Source organism: Pseudomonas sp. H1_A03, assembly GCF_054685145.1.
In genome coordinates this window covers 4604000-4627308 of record NZ_CP162829.1, presented here as the reverse complement: position 1 = coordinate 4627308, position 23309 = coordinate 4604000, and the positions used below count along the sequence as shown (strand labels likewise).

Below are 23309 nucleotides of genomic sequence, written 5' to 3'. Positions count from 1 at the left end.
ATTTGTTCGTAGTATTCTCTACAGCGTCAGGGGCAGGAAGTAGTCGTGTCTGCTACCTCAATTGTGCATGGCCGACACGTTTCAAATAGACCCTCGCGGTGAGGCGCGCTATCAACAGGCAGTCTCGTATCTACAACAGGCGAACAGCACAATCCAACCTGGCGGCTGGCGGAGGAACTTGAGTTCTACATGGACTCGGATTTCGTAGAACTCTTGCCGCAGAACACGGCAAGCATGACCTATCTGGGCAGCTTTAACTGAGCCTCGGCGTACGGCACCACTGCGTCGGTACGCCCGCTTGATCCTTTTCATTATTGAACCGCTCCGCCCTTTAAAACGCCTTGGAAGAGGATCGCACCGGCAAAGCCAAAGCGTGTCTTTAGCAAACGCGGCTAGGCGCGTTCACGCCGCTATAGTCGACTCTATTGACGGCCGTACTTCCAGGAGCTTTTTCCAGTGTCTGACATGCCGACCCATTTTGCTTACACAAAACGTTTCAACGCCGTACTCGCCTACATTGATGCCAATCTCGAAGGCGACCTGTCGGTAAGGACGTTAAGCCAGGTGGCGAACTTTTCGACGTTTCACTTCCATCGACAATTCAGTGCGTTCGTAGGCGTGCCGGTTTCACGTTATGTGCAACTGATGCGACTACGGCGGGCAGCACATCGCTTGGTCGCCCTCGCTGATCACTCGGTGCTGGGCGCCGCCTTCGATGCCGGTTTTGAAAGCCCCGAGGCATTTTGCAGGGCGTTCAGGCGGGCGTTCGGTACCACGCCGAGTGCGTTCAGGAAGGAACCTAACTGGCAAGTCTGGAATGCGGTATTTGCAATCCCTCACTTTTCCAGGACGATCACCATGCAAGTACGAATTGTAGATTTCCCTGAAGTCAAGGTAGCAGCGCTCGAGCACCGTGGACCACCGGGGCTCGTCAATGAGAGCGTGCGCAGGTTCATTGAGTGGCGTGTACAGAGCGGACAGTCGCCAGTGGCGTCGAGTCGCACCTTTGGCATTCCCTATAACAACCCCGATACGACACCCCCACACGCATTCCGCTTCGCAATCTGCGGCGAAATCCACGAGGCGGTGGCGGCTAATGAGTTCGGCGTGCACGAACTCCTCATTCCTGCCGGTCGCTGCGTCGTGGTGCGACACGCGGGGTCACCGGACCACATCGGCGAAACGATCTATCCCATTTACCGCGATTGGCTTCCTGCCAGTGGGGAGGAGCTTCGTGACCAGCCGCTGTTTTTCCAGTACCTGAGCGCCTACCCCGAGACGCCGCAGGATCAATGGCAAACAGATGTGTATATTCCGCTGCAATAGCGGAGCAACTAGCTTTGGACCCTAGCATGTGATCTCCCAATTGCTAAGGCGATACCCTAAACACGGTCGCGACTCAGCAATAGGCGCTGTGAAGGCGTAGCGTCAATCATCATCCCGTCGCCAGGTGTAAGACTGTAGCCTGGGATGAATGGCGCATCGTTCACCCCATACTCTGGCGAAGGTCAGGGTATTAAGCCCTAAGATTCTGGCGCAGGGTCCTCGCACTTGCCTCGGAGCACGGCAAGGCTTGTTGCAAGTTCGCTTTTGCGAAACGGCTTGTTGAGCCGCGGAAGATCCGGGTCCAGCCCTTCACGTTCGGCATACCCGGAGACCAGCAGGATCGCGGTTTCAGGCCTTGCGGAGCGGACCATCCTGGCCAAATCGGTCCCATTGATACCCGGCATCAGATGGTCCGTGATCAGCAGATCAAATGCCTGCCCGTTGGCCATCAGCTGCATGGCCTCTTCGCCGGAGCCGGCCTCGATCACTCCGTAACCCAGTTCGCAAAGCATGTAAGAGGTACTCGCCCGTACCAGCTCCTCATCGTCGACCAGCAGCGCGATCCCGCGTGTCAATTGCGGCTCTGATGCCTCGACAATGCGCAATGCCCCTGCTGCCACGGTCATGCTGCGCGGCAACCAAAGCTCCACGTTCGTTCCGGAACCTGGCGAACTCTGAATCGTGAGGGCTCCGTTCAATTGTGATGCCAGCCCATGCACCATCGAAAGACCCAAGCCAGTCCCTTTGCCGACACCCTTAGTGGAGAAGAACGGCTCCACCGCTCGACCAAGCGTGGCAGCGTCCATGCCAACGCCCGTGTCTGCGACAGTCAAACAGAGATATTCACCTTGCGGCAGCTTTGAACGATGCCCATCGCCGACCAGCGCCGTGCTGGCAGAAATGCGCAGGGTACCGCCCCCCATCATCGCGTCACGCGCATTGACGGAGAGATTGAGAAGAGCCATCTCCAACTGATTCTGATCGGCAATGGCCGCCGGCAGATTCTCCGGAACATCAACGACCACCTTGATTTTCGGCCCGGTCGTGCTGGCCACCAGATCGCCCATATCGTTCAGCAACCTCGCCACATCGACCGGAACCGTTTGCAACGGCTGACGGCGCGCGAAGGCAAGCAGTCTCTGTACTAGCGTCTTGGCACGCTCCGCCGATTGCATCGCGCCCGAGATGAGACGTTGCTCCCGTTCGCCACCCACGCCACGGCGAAGGAGCAGATCGAGTGTGCCTACGATGGGCGTGAGCAAGTTATTGAAGTCATGAGCGACGCCGCCGGTGAGCTGCCCCATGGCTTCCATCTTCTGGCTCTGACGCAGCGTCTTCTGGACCTCCTCGCGCTCGACGATGGCCTGGACAATTCGCCCTTCAAGGGTTTCATTAAGCTCCCTCAGTTCCTCCTCGGCAGCCTTGCGAGCGGTGATTTCGACTGCCGTGCCGGTGACGCGTACACAGATACCGGCCTCATCGAACACCCCGCGCCCCTTGGCCGCGATCCAGCGGACGATGCCGTCCTCTCGGCCAATCGTGCGGTAGTCGACCTCGTAGAGCGCGCGGCGCTTTGGGTCAGCGGCCGCTAAGAAGGCATCGATCGTCGCGTCACGATCGTCGGGATGCAAACCATCATAGAAGTCTTGCAGCGTGACCGTCACGTTAGCCGAGATGCCGAACATCGCCTTGGTTTGTGAGGGCCAAACCAGCGTGTTATGAACCAAATCTACGTCCCAGAAACCCACATCGGCGTGGTCAACAGCAAGGCGCAACCTGGATTCGTTGATACGGATCACCGAATCCGCTCGTGCACGGTGAACGGTCATCCCGACCGTATGGGCCACGAAATCGATGATCTCGATATCCGCCGGCAACGGCTCACGCAGCTCACGGTGGTAGAGGACGAACGCACCGAGTAATGCGCCCTGCGCCGATCGGATAGGACTTGACCAGCAGACGAGCAACCCATGTCCGAGGGCCAGGTCGCGAAACGGGCTCCAGCGTGGGTCGATCATGATGTCGTCCGCTTCCACTAAAGCACTCTGGTAGCCCAAGAACGAGACGCCGGCAATGGCTTTGACTGCGTCAATGTAAGCGTCAGGCAGGCTCGGGCCGGCGCAATGCTCCACATGATCGCTGTCCTCATTGAAGAGCACGATGCTCCCCACGAATCCCGACGTTGACAGCGCTTCCACCTCGCGGACGATGGCATCCAGAGTAACGTTCAGGTTTGTTACTTCTACAGCCAGCTTCAGGACTCGATTCTGAGTGGCGCCTAGTGCTGCCCCGCGATTGCGTGCCTGGGTCAGGCGCGCATTCTCGATAGCGATCGTTGCCAGTCGCGCCAGGCTTTCCAACCGCTTGATCGTATCGGGATCATGATCGCGAACCTCCGACCAGTAAGCGCCAAGCGCCGACATCGGAACAGGTCTACCAATGGGGACCATCACAAGGCTTCGGACAAAAGTGGGCGTGTAAGCGTCCTGCGGGATACGTGGGTCGAGCCAAACGTCACGGATCGCAACTGTCTCACCGTGGCGCATCGCCCAACCAGAAATACAGTGGTCGATTAAGAAGCTCTGGCCTTGCCAAAGGGGGGAAACTGCGTCTTCGGCTACATAAGAACAGCGGCCTTCATTTTCGATGACGACCGCAATGCCCTCCGCGCCTACCGCGGCGCGCGCCGTGTCCCTCAAGACAGCGACGACCTCGTCCACCGAGGCCGCCATGGCCAGTCGCTCACTGGCGTTCAGCACATGAGACAGACGGTCATCACCGACCAGATCCTTGGGATCATTAAGCAAACGTATCTCCCAACGGCCGCAGAATCCTGTTCTGCGGCATGGTTCAAATTGAAGGAGGGAAAGAGAGGCTGAAGCGCGACTCTCTTTTCGCCATTGTCGAATTTCAGTCTCTCAGAAAATCGCTTATCAGGCATCACCATAGCGGTGGTTTACGACCGGCAGCACTTGCCCGAAGGCGGGCGGGGACTGCCTTGTTTCGGCTGCGTCATGAGGCCGGTCCTCATGGAAAGAGCCCCTCAGGGCGCTCCAGTCCGAGGTCGAGGTAGCTGCGAACCTCAGGACTTGCGGCGCTCGAAGCGCGCACGTAGCAGCTTTGTACTCAGGTCTTCCCAATGCTCGACGAACGCGACGCGCGCGGTCTCGAAATCCCTGCTGCGCAGGCACTCGATCAGGTGTTCATGATCAGAAACAATCTCCTTCGGGTCCTCATAGCAGGGCTGTTGCAGCACCAGTAGCAGCTCAATCTCGCTTTCCAGCATCGCATAGCTTCGCCGCAGTCGCGGGCTGCCGCTCGCATGGATAATTGCCCGGTGAAAATCGCCATCTGCGGTGACGATTTCCGAACGCGGTGCATCGGCCGGCGCGCGACGCAGTGTTTCCACGGCGCTCAGCGCGGCGGGCGGAATCTCCCCGCTGAGGATAATCATGCGTACCGCCTCGGTTTCAAGAACCCCGCGCAACCTGGCGATATCGACGATGTCGTTTGGCCCGAATTCGGGTATGCAAAAGCCACGATTAGGCACCTTCAGCAACAAGCCGAATGAGACCAGTAATTGAGCCGCGCTGCGGAACGTGTTGCGTGCCACCTCGTACTCATCCGCCATTCTGACGTCCCTCAGGAATTCGCCTGGCTCGAAGTCACCGTTCAGGATCCTGCCCTTGAGCTTTGCAGCCAGCACCTCGACCGCCGAGGGCTTGGCTGAGTGGGTGTCAATGTTCGCGCTGGGAAAAATCATTTTATACAACACCAGGGTGGGGGCTCGGCTGAGGGTTGATTCTAATATGTTTGGGCGGCTGGGCACCAGCAATCAACCTTGAGTGCTCAGTGTTTGTTCTACAAAAATAAAAGTAGGCAAAAATAATTCACTAATTTTTTATTATTTAAAATCAAATATTTGAGTATATTTCTTGAAATTTAACCCGTGTATCTCGAAAAAAATTGGGCTTAATCTCTTTCAATATAAAAAATTGTAGCACAATATTCGGGCATCAAAGACGTGCGCGGCATCGCATGTCCAGGGCCAGGAGTTCAGCGATGCAAGTGATTCAGAACGATCTGCACAGTGAGGACCTCGCAAGCTTGCAGGGTGATTTGGCGGCGCCTTTTACCCCGGTCTCCCTGGAGGAAGGCACACGGATCCTGCGCGAGCAGTTTGGCTTAAGTGCGGACCTCACCCGGTTCGCGACGGAAAAGGACGATACGTTTCGGTGCGACTGCCAGGGCGGCACGTCTTATGTGCTGAAAATCGCCAACCCGCGGGAGGTTCCGCTGGAACTCTCGCTGCAGGTCGAAGTGATGCGGCACATTGAGCGCAAGGCGCCGCAGCTTCCGACCCCCAGGGTTTATCAATCGCTGGAGGGTGAGTACCTGACACGCATTACCACGCGCAATGGCGATTCAAGGCAGGTGCGGCTCATGAGTTTCCTGGCAGGCACGCCGCTCGACAAAACCTCGGTGAAACCGCTAGGGCGCGAGCATATCGGCCAATTGCTTGCCCGTCTCAGGCTGGCCACTGCCGATTTCTCCCACCCGGCAGAGTCGCGCAAGGTGTGCTGGGATGTTCAGCACCTGAGCACACTCGAGCCCCTGATCAACTGTGTGGCTGAGCCGCTGCGCCGCCAGCAATTGGAAACGGCGCTTGAACGGTTTTCTGCGGTTGAGGGCTTGATCGCCGGATGTCGGCAGCAAGTGCTGCACAACGACTTCAACACTTCAAACATTGTGATTGATACGCGCAGCAAGCAGTTTGTCAGCGGCGTCATTGATTTTGGCGACACGGTCAAGACCGCCATCGCCATTGATGTCGCCACGGCCATGATGAACCAGTTAGGCACGGTAGGCGCCGATGACTCGGTGGATATTTTTGCCCCGGCAAAAGATCTCCTGCGGGGCTACCTTCGCATCGCCGACCTCACCGGCGCAGAGCTGGCCCTTATCCCGCACCTCGCAATGGCGCGCTTGACCGCCCGAGCCTTGATTACTACCTGGCGCTCGCAATTGTTCCCGCACAACAGCGCGTACATCTTGAGGAATGCTGCGCCCGGCTGGGGCCAGCTCGACTGGATGCTTAACCGATCACCCGCGCAAATGTCAGAACTCCTGATGTCCTTCGCCGATTAATGCTTCCTTGCTAAAGGGGATTCAAATGAGCAATTCAAAAATCGAGGCTACCCGTGGTGATATGCCAAACGGGTTCAATCCGGCCAATATCGAGAGGCTGGACGTCACGACGCGCGAGCATATCGAGCGGCGCGCCAATCTGTTAGGCCCGGCCTATCGGTTGTTCTATAACGAACCCGTGGGCGTGGCCCGTGCGAAAGGCGCTTACCTGTATGACAAGGACGGCAATGAGTATCTGGATGCCTACAACAATGTCGTGTCGGTGGGGCACTGCCATCCTCGCGTCATCGCGGCGATCACCGAGCAATTGAGTACCCTGTGCAGCCACACCCGCTATATGCAGGACGGCATTCTCGATTATGCCGAACAGCTGCGTGCGACTGCGGATGGCGAGATGGGCGCTGACGGGCAGTTGATGTTCACGTGCAGTGGCTCGGAAGCCAACGACCTGGCAATCCGCATTGCGCGCCATCACACCGGTAACACCGGCGTCATCGTGACCGCCGAGGCGTATCACGGAAACTCTGCCACCGTGGCGGCGTTTTCACCCTCGCTGGGGGCCAACGCCAAACTTGATCCGTTTGTTCGGCAGGTCCCTGCGCCAGACTCCTACCGTATTCCGCGTGAAGCGCTGGGGCGCTATATGGCGGACCAGGTCAGTGCGCAGATTCAGGATATCCAGCGCCATGGCGGTGGTGTCGCGGCCTTTATCGCCGACTGCCTGTTCTCCTCCGATGGCGTGTTTTGTGACCCGGTCGACGTGTTCGGCCCGATTGCCGAGGTCGTGCGTAAAGCCGGAGGCTTGTTCATTGCCGATGAAGTTCAGTCCGGCTTTGGGCGCAGCGGTACGCACTTCTGGGGCCATCAGCGGCATGGCGTCGTGCCGGACATCATCACCATGGGCAAACCCATGGGCAACGGTTACCCCGTGGCGGGCTTGATGGTACGCCCGGAAGTCGTTGCGAGTTTCGGGCGCGACATGCGTTATTTCAACACCTTCGGCGGTAATAGCGTGGCGATTGCCGCAGCGCAGGCAACGCTCGACGTCATTCGCGAAGAGCAGCTCATGGCCAACGCCAACCGTGTGGGAGGGCTGGTCATGGCCGGTCTGAAAGACCTGGCCCAGCGCTATGAGCCGATCGGCGATGTGCGCGGCACCGGCCTGTACTTCGCTGTTGAATTGGTCACGGACCGGAGCTCGAAAGCGCCTGACATGAAAACGGCGCTGCGCCTGGTTAACCATTTACGTGAGCAGCGGGTGCTGATTTCCGCCACGGGACCGGATGCGAGCATCCTGAAAATTCGCCCGCCACTCATCTGGACGCCAAAGGAAGCGGGTCGACTGCTGGATGCGCTGGAAAAGGCGTTTGCTGCGTTGTGAAACCCTGGCCTGTCGCGCTGGCAAAGTCTGCCGGGCCAGGCCAAGTAAACGGTAGTTTGTTGCAGGTAGCCCATGCTTTTAACCGTTTATGCATGGCCTCGTGGTGATGTAATAACCCCATGACGAGCGATGCCCCAAGCGTCGAACTGCCTGCCCCGCTATGACTTCATCCCTCATTAAGGACCGCATTCATGAGCTTTCTTCGCCCCAAATACATCACCTTCGACTGCTACGGCACCTTGACCAATTTCAAGACGGCAGCCTTGACGCGCGAGCTGTTCGCCGACCGTGTTCCCGCTGAGCGCATGGATCAATTCGTCAAGGATTACGCCGCTTACCGCCTGGACCAAGTGATGGGCGACTGGCTGCCGTATGACGTGATTCTCAAGACCGCCCTGGCGCGCACGTGCAAGCGATGGGGGATCGAATACCGCGACGAAGGGCAGCTGTACTACGATGCCGTACCGACCTGGGGCCCGCACGCGGATGTGCCCGCGGGCCTGGCAAAAATCGCCAGCAAGATTCCACTGGTGATCTTCTCCAATGCGATGGACGAGCAAATCATGTCCAACGTCGACAAGCTCGGCGCACCCTTCCACAAGGTCTTCACCGCGCAGCAGGCCCAGGCTTATAAACCGCGTTTGGCGGCGTTTGAGTTCATGCTCGACAACCTCAACTGCGGGCCGGAGGATGTGCTGCACGTGTCGTCAAGCTTCCGTTATGACCTGATGTCGGCCCACGACATGAAGATCAAGCACAAAGCGTTTGTCGCCCGTGGTCATGAGCAGCCCGCGCATGCCACCTTTGGTTACCATCAGATTTCGGACATTGGTGGGTTGCCTGGGCTGGTAGGGCTTTAGCGCGCCTGGAGAAAAAATCCACCCGCCGGGTTGAGGCTAACCCGATTTGAACAATGTATGCAGCGTAAACGGCTACCGACGCCAACGGGTACTTCAAACATGCCAGCTCCCTTAGTTTCCATAAAAACCACACCCGAACTGCCGACGGAGGCTGATGTGGTTGTGATTGGCGGCGGCATCATCGGCGCGTTTACCGCCTATTACCTGGCCAAGCGCGGCTTCAAGGTGGCCCTGGTCGAGAAGGGCATGATAGGTGCCGAGCAATCGAGTCGTAACTGGGGTTGGTGTCGTCAGCAAAATCGCGATGCGCGCGAGTTGCCGATGGCGACTAAAAGCCTGGAGTTGTGGGGGCAGTTCAGCGCGCAAACGGATGAAGACACGGGGTTTACCCGCTGCGGCCTGCTCTACCTCAGCAACAACGAAAAGGAGCTCGAGGGCTGGGCACGCTGGGGTGAATTTGCCCGCACCGTCAACGTCGAGACTCATATGCTCTCTGCGCAACAGGCTGCTGAGCGCGGCAAGGCAACCTGCAAACAGTGGAAAGGCGGGGTGTTTGCGCCCACTGACGGCATTGCTGATCCTTCCCGCGCTGCGCCGGCGGTTGCTCGCGCGATCATGAGCCTGGGCAGCACGGTGCATCAGGGCTGCGCCGTCCGTGGAGTCGAGACCGAGGCGGGTCGATTGTCTGCGGTGGTTACCGAAAAAGGCACCATCCGTACCAAGCTCGCGGTGCTCGCCGCGGGTGCCTGGGCGTCCTCCTTCTGTCGCCAATATGGCATTCGTTTTCCCCAGGCCACCATTCGGCAGACTGTGCTATCGGTAAGCGCGCCTTCTCAGGAAATACCCAGTGCGCTTCACACGGCCGGCGCCTCCATGACGCGCCGCGCCGATGGCAGCTACACGCTGGCGATCAGTGGTAGAGGGCGTGTCGACGTCACACCGCAACTGTTTGGTTTCGCTGCGCAGTTTCTGCCGATGTTTCAGCGCAGATGGCGCAACCTTGCACCTGGCGGACTGGAGGGCATTCGCTCGGGCCATGAAAGCTGGAAACGCTGGCGCCTGGACCAGCCGACGCCGATGGAGAAGATGCGAATTCTCGATCCGAAAGCGGATGCCTCTGCGGTTGCACTGACCTACAAGCGAGCGGTGGAGCTGGTTCCTGCTTTGAAGGGCACAAAGGTCAATGCCGCCTGGGCCGGTTATGTGGACAGCACCCCTGACGGCGTTCCCTGCATTGGCGAAATGCCTAGCCTTCCGGGGCTGGTGCTGGCAGCCGGGTTCAGTGGGCATGGATTTGGTATTGGTCCAGGCGCAGGCCACTTGATAGCCGATATCGTCAGCGGCGCAGCGCCCATTGTTGATCCGCGACCGTATCACCCGGACCGCTTCCAGTCCTCGTCCTGGGGTAAGGTTGCGGACTTCTGAGCCCGCCGCCGGTGATTGGCGTGCTGCCGCAAACCAGGGACTGCCCGGCCGACAGCCTCGGCAGATCCTTGTGGGGCGCTGTGCATCGCTGAGTCTGTCTCCTGGCCGGCGACACCAGTGCGGTGTCGAGGCCGGGCGTGAGTGTGAGCAGCGTGGCAGCGAAGGTGAAGGCGAGGGGGTTATCCGTGATGGACATGGGAGGGCTTCATGACGGGGGGAGGCAGGCGTTAACCCAAACAGGGTTACCCCATAAAGGCACCGGTTTTTGGTTTTGCTGTGGCAAGCCCGCTCGCCACAGCAAGCGGGCTTGCCACCGTTAACAGAGGATCAGCGATTAAACCGCTCAACCAACGCATATTGGGTGGATGCGGTACTTGTCAGCTCCTTGCTCAGGTCAGTGGATTGATGGGCTTGTATCGAGGTCTGGTCAGCCAGTTCGGCGATGGTGGTGATGTTGCGGCTGATCTCCTCGGCGACCGCGCTCTGTTCTTCGGTGGCGGCGGCGATCTGGGTGGTCATGTCGGTGATATGGGACACCGCTTCGCTGATGCCTACCAGGGCCTGGTCAGCTTCGAGCACCCAGGCGACGCCTTCCTGCGCTTGGCGTTGACCGTTTGCCATGCTGTTCACGGCGTTGTTGGAGGACGCCTGCAACTGGGTAATCAGCCCGTGGATCTGGGTGGTGGATTGGGAGGTGCGTTGCGCCAGTTGGCGCACTTCGTCGGCGACGACGGCAAAGCCGCGGCCCATTTCACCCGCACGGGCCGCTTCGATAGCCGCGTTGAGCGCCAGCAGGTTGGTCTGGTCGGCAATGCCTTTGATCACATCCACCACACTGCCGATTTCGTCGCTGTCCCGAGCCAATTGCGCCACGGTGACGCCAGTCTCGGCGACGACAGCGGACAGGCGTTCGATGGCTTCACGGGTATCCCGCGCCACCTCACGACCGCGTCCGGTCAGCACGTTGGCTTGCTGGGTGGCATCCGCGGTGCGCTGTACGTGGCTGGCGACTTCCTGAGTGGTCGCGGCCATCTGGTTGACGGCGGCGGAGACTTGTTCGGTTTCGACACGCTGGCGGTCCAGGCCCTTGGAGCTGGCAGAGGCCAACTGATCGGATTGCCCGGCCAGGGCACTCAATTGTTCAGCGCTGTCCTGCAGACGGGTGAGGCAGGTTTTCAGGCGCGCGCTCTGGCTGAGGAACGCTGTTTCCAAGCGTGCCTGTGGCCCCCGGGCGTCGCTGTACATCTGCGCGATCAACGCATCCGACGTCGAGGGTTCGACACCTTGCAACAGGCGCAAGGTGCTGCCTTGGCGCCAGCGTGAGCAAAGCATACCGACCGGCACAGCGACGGCGACGGCCACTGCAATAGCCAGCGGTGCACTGAGGAATAATCCAGCGAGGCTGCCAGCCAGTCCGGTTGCCACGTAAGGCACGCAGCTGACGGCGGCCGGCAGCCAGGCATCCTGGCGTGGCACGCCCGGTTTGCCCCGGCTGATACGCTGATACAGGGCCTGGGCCCGGCGGATTTCGTCGGCGCTGGGCTTGACCCGCACTGACTCGAAACCGACAACCTTATTGCCTTCAAAAATCGCCGTGACATAAGCGTTGACCCAATAGTGGTCACCATTTTTCGAGCGATTCTTGACGATGCCCATCCACGGCTGGCCTTGTTTGAGCGCGCTCCACATGTGCGCAAAAACGGCGGGGGGCACATCAGGGTGACGTACGATGTTCTGCGGCGCGCCGATCAGGTCGGCGCGTTCAAAGCCGCTGATCTCGACAAAGGCGTCGTTGCAGTAAGTGATGACACCGCGGACATCCGTGGCGGAGATGAGTTTTTGTTGCGGCGCGAGGGAAATCTCGCGTTGTGTTACAGGCTGGTTATTGCGCATTCAGACTACTCCCTGGTTGCCCTCAGTCCATCGGCGCCAACTGCTAAAAGGTTAATGCACATTGGCTAATTCGCCAGCCACTGGTCAAAAGCCTGAAATTTGCGGATGAAACCCCTCATAATGGCGGCCATTTTTGTTTAGCCGTTATTCTGGTGTGCCCCCATGGAAATCAAGGTCAACTTTCTCGACAACCTCCGGCTTGAAGCCAAGTTCGATGACTTCACGGTGATTGCCGACCAGCCCATTCGCTACAAAGGCGATGGCTCGGCACCGGGGCCGTTCGATTACTTCCTGGCGTCGTCGGCGTTGTGCGCGGCGTACTTCGTGAAGCTGTACTGCGAAACACGCAATATCCCCACGGACAATATTCGCCTGTCGCAGAACAACATTGTCGACCCGGAAAACCGCTACAACCAGATCTTCAAGATCCAGGTTGAGTTGCCGGCGGATATCTCCGACAAGGACCGCCAGGGCATCCTGCGCTCCATCGACCGCTGCACGGTTAAAAAAGTGGTGCAGGCCGGGCCTGAGTTCGTCATCGAAGAAGTCGAAAACCTGGACGCTGATGCCCAGGCGTTGTTGATGCCAGGTTCTACGGCCGAGGGCGGTACCTACATTGCCGGCAAAGACCTGCCACTGGAACAGACCATCGCCAACATGTCCGGCATTCTCGCCGGCTTGCGCATGAAGATCGAAATCGCTTCGTGGCGCAATATCGTGCCCAACGTCTGGTCGCTGCATATCCGCGATGCACACTCGCCGATGTGCTTCACCAACGGCAAGGGCGCGACCAAAGAGGGCGCCTTGGCGTCGGCACTGGGCGAGTTCATCGAACGGCTCAACTGCAACTTCTTCTACAACGACCAGTTCTGGGGCGAAGAACTGGCGAATGCAGCCTTCGTGCATTACCCGGATGAGCGTTGGTTCCAGCCAGGTCCCAAGGACGCACTGCCAAGCGAAATCCTCGACGCTTACTGCCTCAAGGTTTACAACCGCGATGGCGAACTGCGTGGTTCTCACCTGTTCGACACCAACTCCGGCAACGAAGCGCGCGGGATTGTTTCGCTGCCATTCGTGCGCCAGTCCGACGGGGAGGTGGTGTACTTCCCGTCCAACCTGATCGAAAACCTTTACCTCAGCAACGGTATGAGTGCGGGCAACACCCTGGCCGAAGCCCAGGTGCAATGCCTGTCGGAGATTTTCGAGCGTGCAGTGAAGCGTGAAATCATCGAAGGTGAGTTCGCCTTGCCGGACGTACCGGCCGAGGTCCTGGCCAAATACCCTGGCATCCTGGCCGGTATTCAAGGCCTGGAAGCCCAGGGCTTTCCGGTATTGGTAAAAGACGCCTCGTTGGGCGGTGAATTCCCGGTGATGTGCGTGACCCTGATGAACCCACGCACCGGCGGCGTCTTCGCCTCCTTCGGCGCGCACCCGAGCCTGGAAGTGGCGCTGGAGCGCAGCCTCACCGAGCTGCTGCAAGGCCGCAGTTTCGAGGGTTTGAATGATCTGCCGCAGCCGACCTTTGAAGGCCAGGCGGTGACCGAGCCGAACAACTTCGTCGAGCACTTCATCGACTCCAGCGGGGTGGTGTCGTGGCGTTTCTTCAGTGCCCAGTCGGACTACGAGTTCGTTGAGTGGGATTTCTCCGGCGAAGGCGAAGACTCGAATGCCCAGGAAGCCGCGACGCTGTTCGGCATCCTTGAAGGCATGGGCAAAGAATCCTACATGGCGGTGTACGAACACCTCGGCGCCACCGCGTGCCGCATCCTGGTGCCGGACTACTCGGAAATCTACCCGGTGGATGACCTGATCTGGGACAACACCAATAAGGCGCTGTTTTTCCGCGCGGATATCCTCAACCTGCACAGCCTCAATGAGGAAGAGCTGCAAGCGTTGGTCGAGCGTCTGATCGAAAGCGAGCTGGACGACTACACCGATATCACCACCCTTATCGGCATTGAGTTCGACGACAACACCGCCTGGGGTCAGTTGACCATTCTGGAGTTGAAATTGCTGATCTTCCTCGCCTTGCGGCAACACGAGGAAGCCAAAGAGTGCGTGGAGATGTTCCTGCAGTACAACGACAATACCGCTGAGCGTGGCCTGTTCTATCAAGCGATGAATGCGGTGCTGGAGATGGAACTGGACGACGACCTGGAACTGGCGGATTACGAAGCCAACTTCCGCCGCATGTTTGGCAATGAGCGGATGGACGCGGTGATTGGTTCGGTGAAGGGCGATGTGCGGTTCTATGGCCTGACGCCGACCAGTATGAAGCTGGAAGGGTTGGAGCGGCATCAGCGCTTGATTGAGAGTTACAAGAAGCTGCATTCGGCGCGCGCCAACATCACCTCAGCCTGACGCTGATCCCACAGGGGATCGATGTCGGATGTTAGATGTGTGCCAGGGCCTGCGCCAAATCCGCGCGCAGGTCCTCTACATCCTCAACGCCCACCGACAACCGCACCAACCCATCGCCAATTCCCAACTGCGCCCGCGTGGCGGCCGGAATGCTCGCATGGGTCATGATCGCCGGGTGTTCAATCAAGCTTTCCACGCCGCCGAGGCTTTCAGCCAGGGCGAAGATCTTGACGTTTTCCAGGAAACGCGTAGCGCCGGCCAGGTCGCTGTTCAGGTCAATCGAAATCATCCCGCCAAACCCACGCATCTGTTTTCGTGCCAGCTCATGCTGCGGATGGGACGCCAGGCCTGGGTAGTACACCCGCGAAACGTGCGGTTGCTGCTCTAGCCAAGTGGCCAGGTCCAAGGCGTTGCTGCAATGGCGCTCCATGCGCAGTGCCAGGGTTTTCACGCCGCGCAGCGTCAGGAAGGCATCGAAGGGGCCAGCGATGGCGCCAACCGAGTTCTGCAGGAAGCCCAGGCGTTCAGCCAGCTCGGGGTTGTCGCCGACAATGGCAATGCCGCCGATGACATCGGAGTGGCCGTTGAGGTATTTGGTGGTGGAATGCACCACCACATCAAAGCCCAGCTCCAGCGGGCGCTGGATCCATGGGCTGGCGAAGGTGTTGTCGGCCACGCAGATGATGCCGCGATCGCGGCAGATGCGCGCGATGGCGCTGAGGTCGGTGAGGCTCAGCAGGGGGTTGCTGGGGGTCTCGACCCAGACCATGCGCGTGTCGTCCTGCAAGCTGGCCTCAAACGCCGACAAATCACTCAGGTCGACAAAGCTGAAGCGGTGCCCGGCGCTGCGTTGGCGCACCTTGTCGAACAGACGGAAAGTGCCGCCGTACAGGTCATTGCCGGACACGATATGGGCGCCGGCATCCAATAATTCCAGCACCGTCGAGATCGCCGCCAGCCCGGACGCAAAAGCGAATGCCTGGCTGCCACCTTCCAGGTCCGCCACGCAGCGCTCCAGGGCAAACCGTGTCGGGTTGTGCGAGCGGCCGTAGTCGAAGCCCTTGTGCAAGCCGGGGCTGTCTTGCAGGTAGGTGGAGTTGGCGTAGATTGGCGGCATCAACGCGCCGGTGGTCGGGTCGGGGAATTGCCCGGCGTGGATCACTCGGGTGGCAAATGCGCTTTTATCAGACTGACTCATGCCAGGGACCTCCGTAAGTGGTTGAGCAGGTCGACGCGGGTGATCAGGCCGTGGAAGCCCGAGGCGTCGGCAATAATGGCGACCAGGCCGCGATCCAGTTCCGCCTGCAATTGCGCCAGGCTGGCGCTGGGGGCCAGGGTTTGCAGGGTGTCTGTCATGGCGCTGGAGACGATCATGGAGAAGTGCGTGGCGTCCTGATGCAGGCCCAGCAGGATGTCGGATTCATCGATCACGCCCACCAATTGCTTGCCGTCCACCAGCACCGGCAGTTGGGACACGTCAGCCAGGCGCATGCGCTGGAAGGCGGTGAGCAGGGTGTCGTCGGGGCTCACGCTGATCACGCGGCCGTCTTCGAAGCGCCGCGCGATCAGGTCACGCAGGTCGCCGTAGTGTTTGTAGTGCAGCAGGCCTGCGTCGGTCATCCATTGGTCGTTGTAGACCTTCGACAGGTAGCGTGTGCCCGTGTCGCACACAAAGGTCACCACACGCTTGGGCTCGGTCTGTTCGCGGCAGTAACGCAGGGCGGCGGCGAGCAGGGTGCCGGTGGATGAACCGCCAAGGATGCCCTCGGCCTTGAGCAACTGCCGGGCGTGGTCGAAGCTTTCTTCATCGCTGATGGAATAGGCGTGGCGCACGCTGGACAGGTCGGCAATCGAGGGGATGAAGTCCTCGCCAATGCCTTCCACCGCCCAGGAGCCCGGTGTGTCCAACCTGCCGCTGCGGCTGTATTCGGCCATCACCGAACCGACAGGGTCGGCGAGCACCATGGCCAGTTCGGGCTGCACGCGTTTGAAGAACCGCGTCAGGCCGGTGAGCGTGCCGGCCGAGCCGACGCCCACCACAATCGCGTCCAGATCATGCTGGGTCTGGGCCCAGATCTCCGGCGCGGTGCTGGTCTCGTGGGCCAGGGGATTGGCCGGGTTGTTGAACTGGTCGGCGAAGAACGAATCGGGAATGTCCTCTGCCAGGCGCGCGGCCATGTCCTGGTAATACTCGGGATGGCCCTTGCCCACGTCGGAACGGGTGATATGCACCTCGGCGCCCATGGCCTTGAGGTGCAGCACTTTTTCCGTGGACATCTTGTCAGGCACCACCAGCACCACCCGGTAGCCCTTGGCCCGGCCGACCAGTGCCAGGCCCAGCCCGGTGTTGCCGGCGGTGGCTTCGATGATCGTGCCGCCAGGGCGCAGACGGCCGTCGCGTTCGGCGGCATCGATCATGGCCAGGCCGATACGGTCCTTGATGGAACCCCCGGGGTTTTGCGATTCAAGTTTGAGAAACAGCGTGCAGGGACCGGTGTCGAACCGGCTGATCCGAACCAGCGGCGTGTTGCCGATAAGCTCGAGGACGGCGGGGCGGGAAGGGCTGGGCATGGCGTCACCGGTGCGAGTGGGCGTAGGTGGGACAGCAAAGTGCAAAGCATGCCTTGGACCATAGGCCTGGATCGCAGCGCTCGCAACCGGGTGGTCCGCTGTTTATCTTTTTTTGGCGCATTGGCCGTCAGGGCGGGTTTTGTCGATGCGATAACGACGTTGAAGACGCTTGCATCACTTGATCCATAACCTTGGCCTGCCAACCGAAGTACGGATTGAATGTCAGCCGCGCATGCACTTTGCCCGGCTCGCGATAACCCCAATCCGAATACCAAACGGGGTCGCCTGCGCGACAACGCGCAAAGTCCTCATCGGTCTGGCCGTTCAAGCAAACAGGCTGGCTGCCGCTGGGCCCGTAGAGGGGATTGGTGGGGGCGAACAACACCCCCATATGGGAGAACTGGCTGATCCGCTCTGCGGGCAAGTGGTCATTGCGTACCAGGACCCGCGGCATTGGTTGTGCGCTGTTGGGGTCGCCGTACCAGATCATTCGCGAAGCCGGGTGGGTGAAACGCTCGGCGAAGGTTTGCTTTACAAAACCGACGTCTATCACCGAGTCATGGGCCGCGCTGACGATCAGTACGGGCCGATCAAACGGCCGGTCTTTCAGTTTGTCGCGTACTGACTTGCTGGTCTGGTAGAACTGGGCAAAGCCATTGGTGGGGATGTTCTGGTAGCGCAGCGGTGTTTGTTGCTGGCGAGGGCCGGCAGGGTCGCGCAGCCAGGGTTTGATGTGGGCCAACCAGGACGACAGCCAAATGTAACGATTGCGTGCCTTGAACGCGGGCGAAAACATCAGCAGCCCGGCAATGCTCGGATCTTCAATAGCGTACTCCAACACCAGATTGGCGCCCGTGGAGAAACCGCCGAGATAGACTTGATCCACCTCCTGACGCAGCAGCGCCACGTGTTGTGCCACCGTCCTGCGCCAATCCTCGATGTTAACGTCGAGCATGTCCGACGGTTGCGTGCCATGTCCTGGCAGCAGCAGCGTGCGCACGCGGTAGCCCCGCGACGCCAGTTGCGCGCCAATGTCGCTGAAGGACCCCGGTGAGTCGCCCAAACCGTGCACCAGTAGCACGCCGTGGCCATTGGGCGTTTGCGAGACCCATTCGCGCGGCGCATTCCAGTCCAGTTCCAGCGTGTGGTCTGGGTTTTGGAAACGTCGGTCACGCTCAAGGTCCACCAGCGTTTGTTGGCGGTATTGTTCGAAACTCGACGGCGCAGGTGAGGGCAGTACGGCTGAGTGGGCGGTGCAACCGACCAGGCTGAGCAGCATCAGTAAATGCAGTGATTTCATCGAGTCCCCCCCCAAGCGGCGCAAAGTGCAGCCGACCTTACGCGCCGATCAGGTCTGTCGCCAGTCTGATAGCGAGCAATCACCCTGGAAAAATATAACGATTAGTAACTGCTGTCTAAAGCGATCGGATAGCCGCTGAGCGCCTCTGTCAGAGCATTCCTACAATTGCTTCAGCCGGGTAACAACCGAGTCGCTGGCTCGCTGCATAGGTGCCCGCAGCTCGCGGCCGATCAACCCCTCCAGCGCCAGTGCGGCCTTCACTGGCGCCGGATTGGGCTCCATGAACATCGAGTTGATCAATGGCAGCAACTGGAAAAACGTCGTCCGCGCCTCGGCCAGTTGGTTGTCTCGCACCTGCTGCCACAACGCTACAAACTCTGCCGTCCTTATATGTGCCGAGGCCGCAATCGCCCCGGTCGCGCCGAGGCACAGCGCGTTGAACATCTGCACATCTTCCCCACACAACACATCCACCTCAGCGCTGGCCAGCAGCGCCAGGGTATTGCCCAGGTTGCCGCCGCAGTCCTTGATCGCCAAGATCCGCGGGTGGGTGACGATAGTCAGCAAGGTGGCCTGCTCGAAGGTTGCGCCGGTGCGATAGGGAATGTCATACAGAATGATCGGCACGCTGGACGCATCGGCCACTGAGTGGAAGAAGGCCACTAGGCCGGCCTGGGACGGGCGGATGTAACTCGGCGCCGGCACCAGCAAACCGGCGACCGGGCGTTGCAGGATTTCACGCTGGAAGTGCAGCAATTCAATCTGGTTGTTGCCCGCGAGGCCCATCACCACGCGGTGCGCCGGGACCAACTGCAACACCGCATCCAGCACCGCGAGTTGTTCCTGGCGGCTCAGCGATGCGGCTTCCCCGGTGGTGGTGCATACCATGATCCCGGCCACGTGCTTTTCCAGCAGGTGGCTGACCAGCCGGCGCAGGCCGATAAAGTCGATGGCACCGTCATGGAACGGCGTGACCACGGGGACCCAGATACCTTGAAACGATGACATGCACTTTCTCCTGATGATTGACCGCTTGAGTCACCGTCAGAAGGGCAGAGGGAATTGTGCAAGGGAGGAAGACCGTCGCGCTCAATGTCCTGTCAGCTCATCTGACGGGACAGCGCGCCCCGGTCACATGAGCGACTGTTTCTTCGATTTGAGGACGTGCGCCACGCAACCTTGCGCCTTGGCAATTGGGCCAATGGCGGAAAGGTTAACGGAGGACACTGCGGACATTGGCTGACACACCCTGAATAAGGCCTCCATCTTTATGGAATATTGCAGAGTGTGTCAACGGCGTTTATTCGAATTTATCGATACGCGTGTCGGAGTAGTAGAACGCGTTCTTGTCCGTGCTCGACTCGTAGAAGTAAGCGTAGTCGGTCAGGTAGTACAGGTGGTTCACCCGGTTGTATTCATCATTGTCGAAGCTGCACTTAAGGGCCTTGGCCGTCCCGAGCAGGCCAGGGTTGAGCTCGCTGGCTTGCAGTTCGCGTTCAACTACGCAGCGGGTAATCTGGACTTTGGTGCGGCTGCCAATGAGGCTGTTGAGGCTGGAGCGCGTTGTTTGATAAATCACGGTGTCGCCCACCGGCAGGGATTTCCAGTTGCCGGTGAAGCTCAGCTGCGTCAGCGTCTCGCTTTCTGCCATGCCTGAGGAACTGAAGGTGCTTTTCGCCACCAGGGGGATGAGGTTGCGCCAGCTCACTGTGTGGCTTTCATAGCCTTGCCCGCGAGTGGCGATGGCCAGTTGCCCGCTTGCCGCATCTTGGCTGATGAAGTCCGCACTCTGGCTGTTGGTGGTCTCGCCCTTGAGTGTCGACGTGCCGGTCATGTGCACGTATTTGAAGGCACGGGCGGGCTTGTCCAGGTTCAACTGCGTGATTGCGGCCAGCACCTGAGGTTGTACCGAGGTCAGTGCAATGGTCACCGGCGCCTTCAGCCGTGGTTTGAACGCCGGCAGCGCGGCAATCTTCTGCGGGGTGACGCACACCTTATTGAATAACAGCACATAGTCGGCATCGCTACCGGCGATTTTCTGTGGCGTGGGGAAACTGTCGACGCGGCCATCACTGACGCGGTTGTCGGCGTCCATGTCGTAGCCAGCCAGCGCCTTGTAGGTACCGTCCGTGCAAGACACCGCAAAGTGCTCGCGTTTCTGCGCATAGGGGGCGTTGTAGGGCATATCGTTGAGCACCGCCGGTTCGTCGAAGGCGGCCCAGAAGCGTGTTTCGCCATTCACGGTCTTGATGCTGTTGGCGTCGATCAATACCTGGTTGTCATGCTCGTTGGCCTGCACCAGGCGCCAGTCTGGCTTCGGCGTTTCGGCACAGGCGCGCACGAATGTCTGGTTGGCGGCCAAGGTCGAGCGCAATTGCGGCGATAATTTGCGCGCCGCGCTGTAGCGGCCGGCACTGGCGGGGTAGACACGTTGCGAGCCGTCCAGGTACAGCAAATGCAGTTGCGGCGATGAACAGGCTGCCTCGAATTGCATGGTGCGCCGCAGACCACTCGGGCCGTCCGGCATCAGCAGCTCGAAGCTGAGCAGGTCGCCTTCGCGCACGATGCTGTTTTCAACCAGGGGCTGGGCGAGGGTGTCGGCGAACATGCGGTCGACTTGGGTTTTCTGGTTGGCACAACCGGCCAGGGTGGCGATGCCACCGATCAGCAAAAGAGGAGTGATAAAGCGCACGAGAGCCTCGTTGAGTCCATTCGGGTTTAAGGGTGACGGCGGGGAGAGCTGAATCTGTAGCCGGATGTTACAAGGTGAAAGCCTAACGAGCCAAACGGCATCTGTACAGCGCTTGCATGGCCGCCGCCGGATATGTGCGGGTCGCAATCGTTTTACTGCGTTTGCAGCGGGGCGCTAGTCTATCCAGACATTCTGGGAGAACTTCGATGATTCGACGCGCGTGCCTGGCTGCTCTGCTGACCCTGTCTGCCTCGACCGCCTTAGGCGCCTCGAGCTACGATCATCTGTATGCCTTCGGCGACAGCTATTCCGACAATGGCGCGGGCGAAGCGCTCACCACGCGACTCGCGACGCAACAGGTCAAGGATGCCCAAGCGCTGCCAGGCCCGCTGTATTGGAAGGGACGCTGGAGCAATGGCCCGACCGCCGTCGAAGGCTTGGCCGACGCACTGAAAATACCCCTGACCGACTACGCGGTAGGGGGGGCCAAAAGTGGCCACGGCAACTACTACACGTGGATGATGCCGTCCCAGGATACGGGCGTTCTGGGCCAAGTCGCCGAGCACTTGCAGGCCGCCAATTCGCACAAAGCCGACCCCAAGGCGCTGTATTTCATCTTCATCTCTGCCAATGACTTTTTCGAATGGGCCGATTTCTCCCATCCTGTAACCATTGAAGCACTGAGCGAATCCAGCCTGGCCAACATTCGCAGCGCTACCGAGCAATTGGTAGCGGCGGGCGCCAGGCACGTAATGGTGGTGGGCACCACAGACCTCAGCCATGTGCCCGCCGTGGTGCAGGGCAACCAGGTCGATAATGCGAAGAAATACCAGCAGTTGCTGGCGCAAAAACTCCCGGCTGCGCTGGCGCAGGTCGGCGTGGCAAAGGTCAGCTATTTCGACCACTTGGCCTTCAGCGACAAACTGCGCGCCAATCCCGCCGCCAATGGCTTCAAGGACCTGGACACACCGTGCCAAGCCACTTACCCGGAAGTGAAACCGGTGTGCACCAACCCCGATGCCCATTATTACTGGGACGAGTGGCACCCCACCCGCACAGTCCACGCGCTGGCGGCCAAGGCGATGCTTGAGGTGCTGCCTTAACCTGCGGCCACCGCCGCTTCAATCGCGGCGATGAAGGGCGGTGCCGTCGTACCAGAGGCAAAGGGTATTTTTGCGGTTCATGGTCGGTCTCCACAGAAAATCTGTGTGTGGAGTCTAGACGGCCAGTTGCTGTTCGATGGCTCCCTTGTCGATTACCGACCACACGTGGGCAAATTTACCGTCCACCACCTCATAGAACACATTCTCGTCGAAGCTCACCTTACGCCCATTGATCGGCAGCCCGAAAAACTCGCCTCGGGGGGTAACATTGAAATTCAGGCGGCTGGCAACAGTAGGCGGGTCGGCGACCAGCAATTGGATACGAAACACCAGGTCAGGTATCTCGCGAAAGTCCCGCTCCAGCATGGCGCGGTAGCCGGCGAGGCCGACTACCTTGGCGTTGTAGGTCACGTCCGGGTGCACGAAGTGATCCAGGCGGTCCCAGTCCTGGCGGTTCAAACAGTCGATATAGCCCTGGTAAAAGGCGGCGAGTTCATCTCGGCGCATACGGCGTTCTCCTCTGTTAAAAGCGCTCGTCCAGAATTGCCGGCAAGGTGATTTCCTTGACGAAGCTGGCCGACGACAGGCTTAACGCCATGCGCACCACCTGCACCACGTCGTGCACGGGGATCGAGTGGCCTTCATCACGCTGCTCGGCCTGCGCACGCGGCGTACTCAAAGGGTCTTGCGTATTCAGGTACCCCAGGTTCAGACACGTAACCGCCAAGCGCTGCTGGCGATAGCCTTCACGCAGTGCATCGGCAATCCCGCGCAAGGCAAACTTGGAGGCCCCAAAAGCCACTTCCGGACGGCCACTTTGCGGCAGGCCGGAAGTGGAGCCGGTCAGGATGATCCTGGGGTTGGGGCTTTTGAGTAGCACTGGCAACAGTCGCTTGATCAGCAGCAGGGTAGACGTGATGTTGCAGGTGACGATGGCTTCGATCTGGTCATCGTCGTCGGCCAGGAAGTTGTAGGTCGGGTCGAAGGCAAATTCTTCCCAGATGCCCAGGTTGTAGATCAGCGTGTCCAAACCACTTTCTAAGATCGTTTCTGCAATGACTTGCGCTGCCTGAGCGGGTTTGGCGAGGTTAGCCTCGATCCACTTCACCTCAACGCCAGCCTTGTGGTCCAGGTGCTCGGGACGGCTGCGGGACACGCCCAGCAATGTATCCCCAGCCTCGCCGAGTCCCTCGATCAGGGCTTTTCCCAACCCTTTGCTTGCGCCAACCACCATGGTTTTCATTACGTG

General features: G+C 59.7%; 17 protein-coding genes and 1 pseudogene. 7 read left to right on the top strand and 11 right to left on the bottom strand.

Features of this window, described 5'->3' with window-relative positions; all coding sequences use genetic code 11:
- Positions 1–456: 456 nt before the first annotated feature.
- Positions 457–1326, top strand: a complete 870-nt coding sequence (locus AB4O35_RS21580) for an AraC family transcriptional regulator (RefSeq protein ID WP_065945434.1) — start codon at positions 457–459, stop codon at positions 1324–1326.
- 197 nt (positions 1327–1523) lie between these two features.
- Here AB4O35_RS21580 and AB4O35_RS21575 read toward each other — a convergent pair whose 3' ends face one another.
- Positions 1524–4058: a GAF domain-containing hybrid sensor histidine kinase/response regulator gene (locus tag AB4O35_RS21575; protein ID WP_371905346.1), complete on the bottom strand. Its 2535-nt coding sequence runs from the start codon at positions 4056–4058 to the stop codon at positions 1524–1526.
- 350 nt (positions 4059–4408) lie between these two features.
- A complete protein-coding gene (locus AB4O35_RS21570; protein WP_065872911.1) occupies positions 4409–5089 on the bottom strand; it encodes a GntR family transcriptional regulator in 681 nt (226 codons plus the stop codon).
- 299 nt (positions 5090–5388) lie between these two features.
- On the opposite strand from AB4O35_RS21570, the gene AB4O35_RS21565 reads away from it, so the two are divergent.
- From AB4O35_RS21565 to AB4O35_RS21550, 4 genes are all read left to right on the top strand, one after another.
- Positions 5389–6474: a phosphotransferase gene (locus AB4O35_RS21565; RefSeq protein WP_065872912.1), complete on the top strand. Its 1086-nt coding sequence runs from the start codon at positions 5389–5391 to the stop codon at positions 6472–6474.
- A 25-nt stretch (positions 6475–6499) separates the two neighbouring features.
- Positions 6500–7855 (top strand): aspartate aminotransferase family protein, encoded by a 1356-nt coding sequence (locus tag AB4O35_RS21560; protein ID WP_065909483.1) that lies wholly within the window; start codon positions 6500–6502, stop codon positions 7853–7855.
- Between the two features lie 191 nt (positions 7856–8046).
- The gene (locus tag AB4O35_RS21555) at positions 8047–8715 is read left to right on the top strand and encodes a haloacid dehalogenase type II (RefSeq protein ID WP_065909481.1); all 669 of its coding nucleotides are present in this window, start codon (positions 8047–8049) and stop codon (positions 8713–8715) included.
- A gap of 99 nt (positions 8716–8814) precedes the next feature.
- The gene (locus AB4O35_RS21550; RefSeq protein WP_065945435.1) at positions 8815–10140 is read left to right on the top strand and encodes an NAD(P)/FAD-dependent oxidoreductase; all 1326 of its coding nucleotides are present in this window, start codon (positions 8815–8817) and stop codon (positions 10138–10140) included.
- A 327-nt stretch (positions 10141–10467) separates the two neighbouring features.
- Here AB4O35_RS21550 and AB4O35_RS21545 read toward each other — a convergent pair whose 3' ends face one another.
- The gene (locus AB4O35_RS21545; RefSeq protein WP_437182538.1) at positions 10468–11502 is read right to left on the bottom strand and encodes a methyl-accepting chemotaxis protein; all 1035 of its coding nucleotides are present in this window, start codon (positions 11500–11502) and stop codon (positions 10468–10470) included.
- A gap of 255 nt (positions 11503–11757) precedes the next feature.
- Positions 11758–12033, bottom strand: a pseudogene (locus AB4O35_RS21540) (PAS domain-containing protein); the annotation flags it as partial.
- Positions 12034–12195: 162 nt separating this feature from the next.
- Between AB4O35_RS21540 and AB4O35_RS21535 the strand changes: the two are divergent.
- The gene (locus AB4O35_RS21535; RefSeq protein ID WP_065945436.1) at positions 12196–14394 is read left to right on the top strand and encodes an OsmC domain/YcaO domain-containing protein; all 2199 of its coding nucleotides are present in this window, start codon (positions 12196–12198) and stop codon (positions 14392–14394) included.
- 31 nt (positions 14395–14425) lie between these two features.
- On the opposite strand, the gene AB4O35_RS21530 is transcribed toward AB4O35_RS21535, so the two are convergent.
- The 5 genes from AB4O35_RS21530 to AB4O35_RS21510 form a co-directional block, all read right to left on the bottom strand.
- Entirely contained in the window at positions 14426–15592 is a 1167-nt protein-coding gene (locus AB4O35_RS21530; protein WP_065945437.1) for a cystathionine gamma-synthase, read from the bottom strand.
- Positions 15589–16965, bottom strand: a complete 1377-nt coding sequence (locus AB4O35_RS21525) for a pyridoxal-phosphate dependent enzyme (protein ID WP_065872918.1) — start codon at positions 16963–16965, stop codon at positions 15589–15591. Before AB4O35_RS21525 ends, AB4O35_RS21530 begins: the two co-directional genes overlap by 4 nt.
- A 127-nt stretch (positions 16966–17092) precedes the next feature.
- Entirely contained in the window at positions 17093–18265 is a 1173-nt protein-coding gene (locus AB4O35_RS21520; protein ID WP_083207067.1) for an alpha/beta hydrolase, read from the bottom strand.
- Between the two features lie 159 nt (positions 18266–18424).
- Positions 18425–19273 carry a 4-hydroxy-tetrahydrodipicolinate synthase gene (gene dapA, locus AB4O35_RS21515; RefSeq protein WP_065880611.1) on the bottom strand — a complete coding sequence of 283 codons (849 nt, stop codon included), beginning with the start codon at positions 19271–19273 and terminating at the stop codon, positions 18425–18427.
- A 292-nt stretch (positions 19274–19565) separates the two neighbouring features.
- Entirely contained in the window at positions 19566–20957 is a 1392-nt protein-coding gene (locus AB4O35_RS21510; RefSeq protein ID WP_065880609.1) for a hypothetical protein, read from the bottom strand.
- Between the two features lie 206 nt (positions 20958–21163).
- Here AB4O35_RS21510 and AB4O35_RS21505 point away from each other — a divergent pair, with 206 nt between their 5' ends.
- Positions 21164–22060: an SGNH/GDSL hydrolase family protein gene (locus tag AB4O35_RS21505; RefSeq protein WP_065945438.1), complete on the top strand. Its 897-nt coding sequence runs from the start codon at positions 21164–21166 to the stop codon at positions 22058–22060.
- 114 nt (positions 22061–22174) lie between these two features.
- Here AB4O35_RS21505 and AB4O35_RS21500 read toward each other — a convergent pair whose 3' ends face one another.
- Complete coding sequence (locus tag AB4O35_RS21500) at positions 22175–22567, bottom strand: ester cyclase (RefSeq protein ID WP_065872923.1); 393 nt, start codon at positions 22565–22567, stop codon at positions 22175–22177.
- Positions 22568–22583: 16 nt separating this feature from the next.
- The gene (locus AB4O35_RS21495; protein WP_065880608.1) at positions 22584–23303 is read right to left on the bottom strand and encodes an SDR family NAD(P)-dependent oxidoreductase; all 720 of its coding nucleotides are present in this window, start codon (positions 23301–23303) and stop codon (positions 22584–22586) included.
- Positions 23304–23309 lie beyond the last annotated feature (6 nt).

Bases quoted from the DNA above. Each gene is read 5' to 3' on its own strand.
- AB4O35_RS21575 (WP_371905346.1), bottom strand. From the start codon at position 4,058: ATGGCGGCCTCGGTGGACGAGGTCGTCGCTGTCTTGAGGGACACGGCG.
- AB4O35_RS21570 (WP_065872911.1), bottom strand. From the start codon at position 5,089: ATGATTTTTCCCAGCGCGAACATTGACACCCACTCAGCCAAGCCCTCG.
- AB4O35_RS21565 (WP_065872912.1), top strand. From the start codon at position 5,389: ATGCAAGTGATTCAGAACGATCTGCACAGTGAGGACCTCGCAAGCTTG.
- AB4O35_RS21560 (WP_065909483.1), top strand. From the start codon at position 6,500: ATGAGCAATTCAAAAATCGAGGCTACCCGTGGTGATATGCCAAACGGG.
- AB4O35_RS21555 (WP_065909481.1), top strand. From the start codon at position 8,047: ATGAGCTTTCTTCGCCCCAAATACATCACCTTCGACTGCTACGGCACC.
- AB4O35_RS21550 (WP_065945435.1), top strand. From the start codon at position 8,815: ATGCCAGCTCCCTTAGTTTCCATAAAAACCACACCCGAACTGCCGACG.
- AB4O35_RS21535 (WP_065945436.1), top strand. From the start codon at position 12,196: ATGGAAATCAAGGTCAACTTTCTCGACAACCTCCGGCTTGAAGCCAAG.
- AB4O35_RS21530 (WP_065945437.1), bottom strand. From the start codon at position 15,592: ATGAGTCAGTCTGATAAAAGCGCATTTGCCACCCGAGTGATCCACGCC.
- AB4O35_RS21525 (WP_065872918.1), bottom strand. From the start codon at position 16,965: ATGCCCAGCCCTTCCCGCCCCGCCGTCCTCGAGCTTATCGGCAACACG.
- AB4O35_RS21520 (WP_083207067.1), bottom strand. From the start codon at position 18,265: ATGAAATCACTGCATTTACTGATGCTGCTCAGCCTGGTCGGTTGCACC.
- dapA (WP_065880611.1), bottom strand. From the start codon at position 19,273: ATGTCATCGTTTCAAGGTATCTGGGTCCCCGTGGTCACGCCGTTCCAT.
- AB4O35_RS21505 (WP_065945438.1), top strand. From the start codon at position 21,164: ATGATTCGACGCGCGTGCCTGGCTGCTCTGCTGACCCTGTCTGCCTCG.
- AB4O35_RS21500 (WP_065872923.1), bottom strand. From the start codon at position 22,567: ATGCGCCGAGATGAACTCGCCGCCTTTTACCAGGGCTATATCGACTGT.
- AB4O35_RS21495 (WP_065880608.1), bottom strand. From the start codon at position 23,303: ATGAAAACCATGGTGGTTGGCGCAAGCAAAGGGTTGGGAAAAGCCCTG.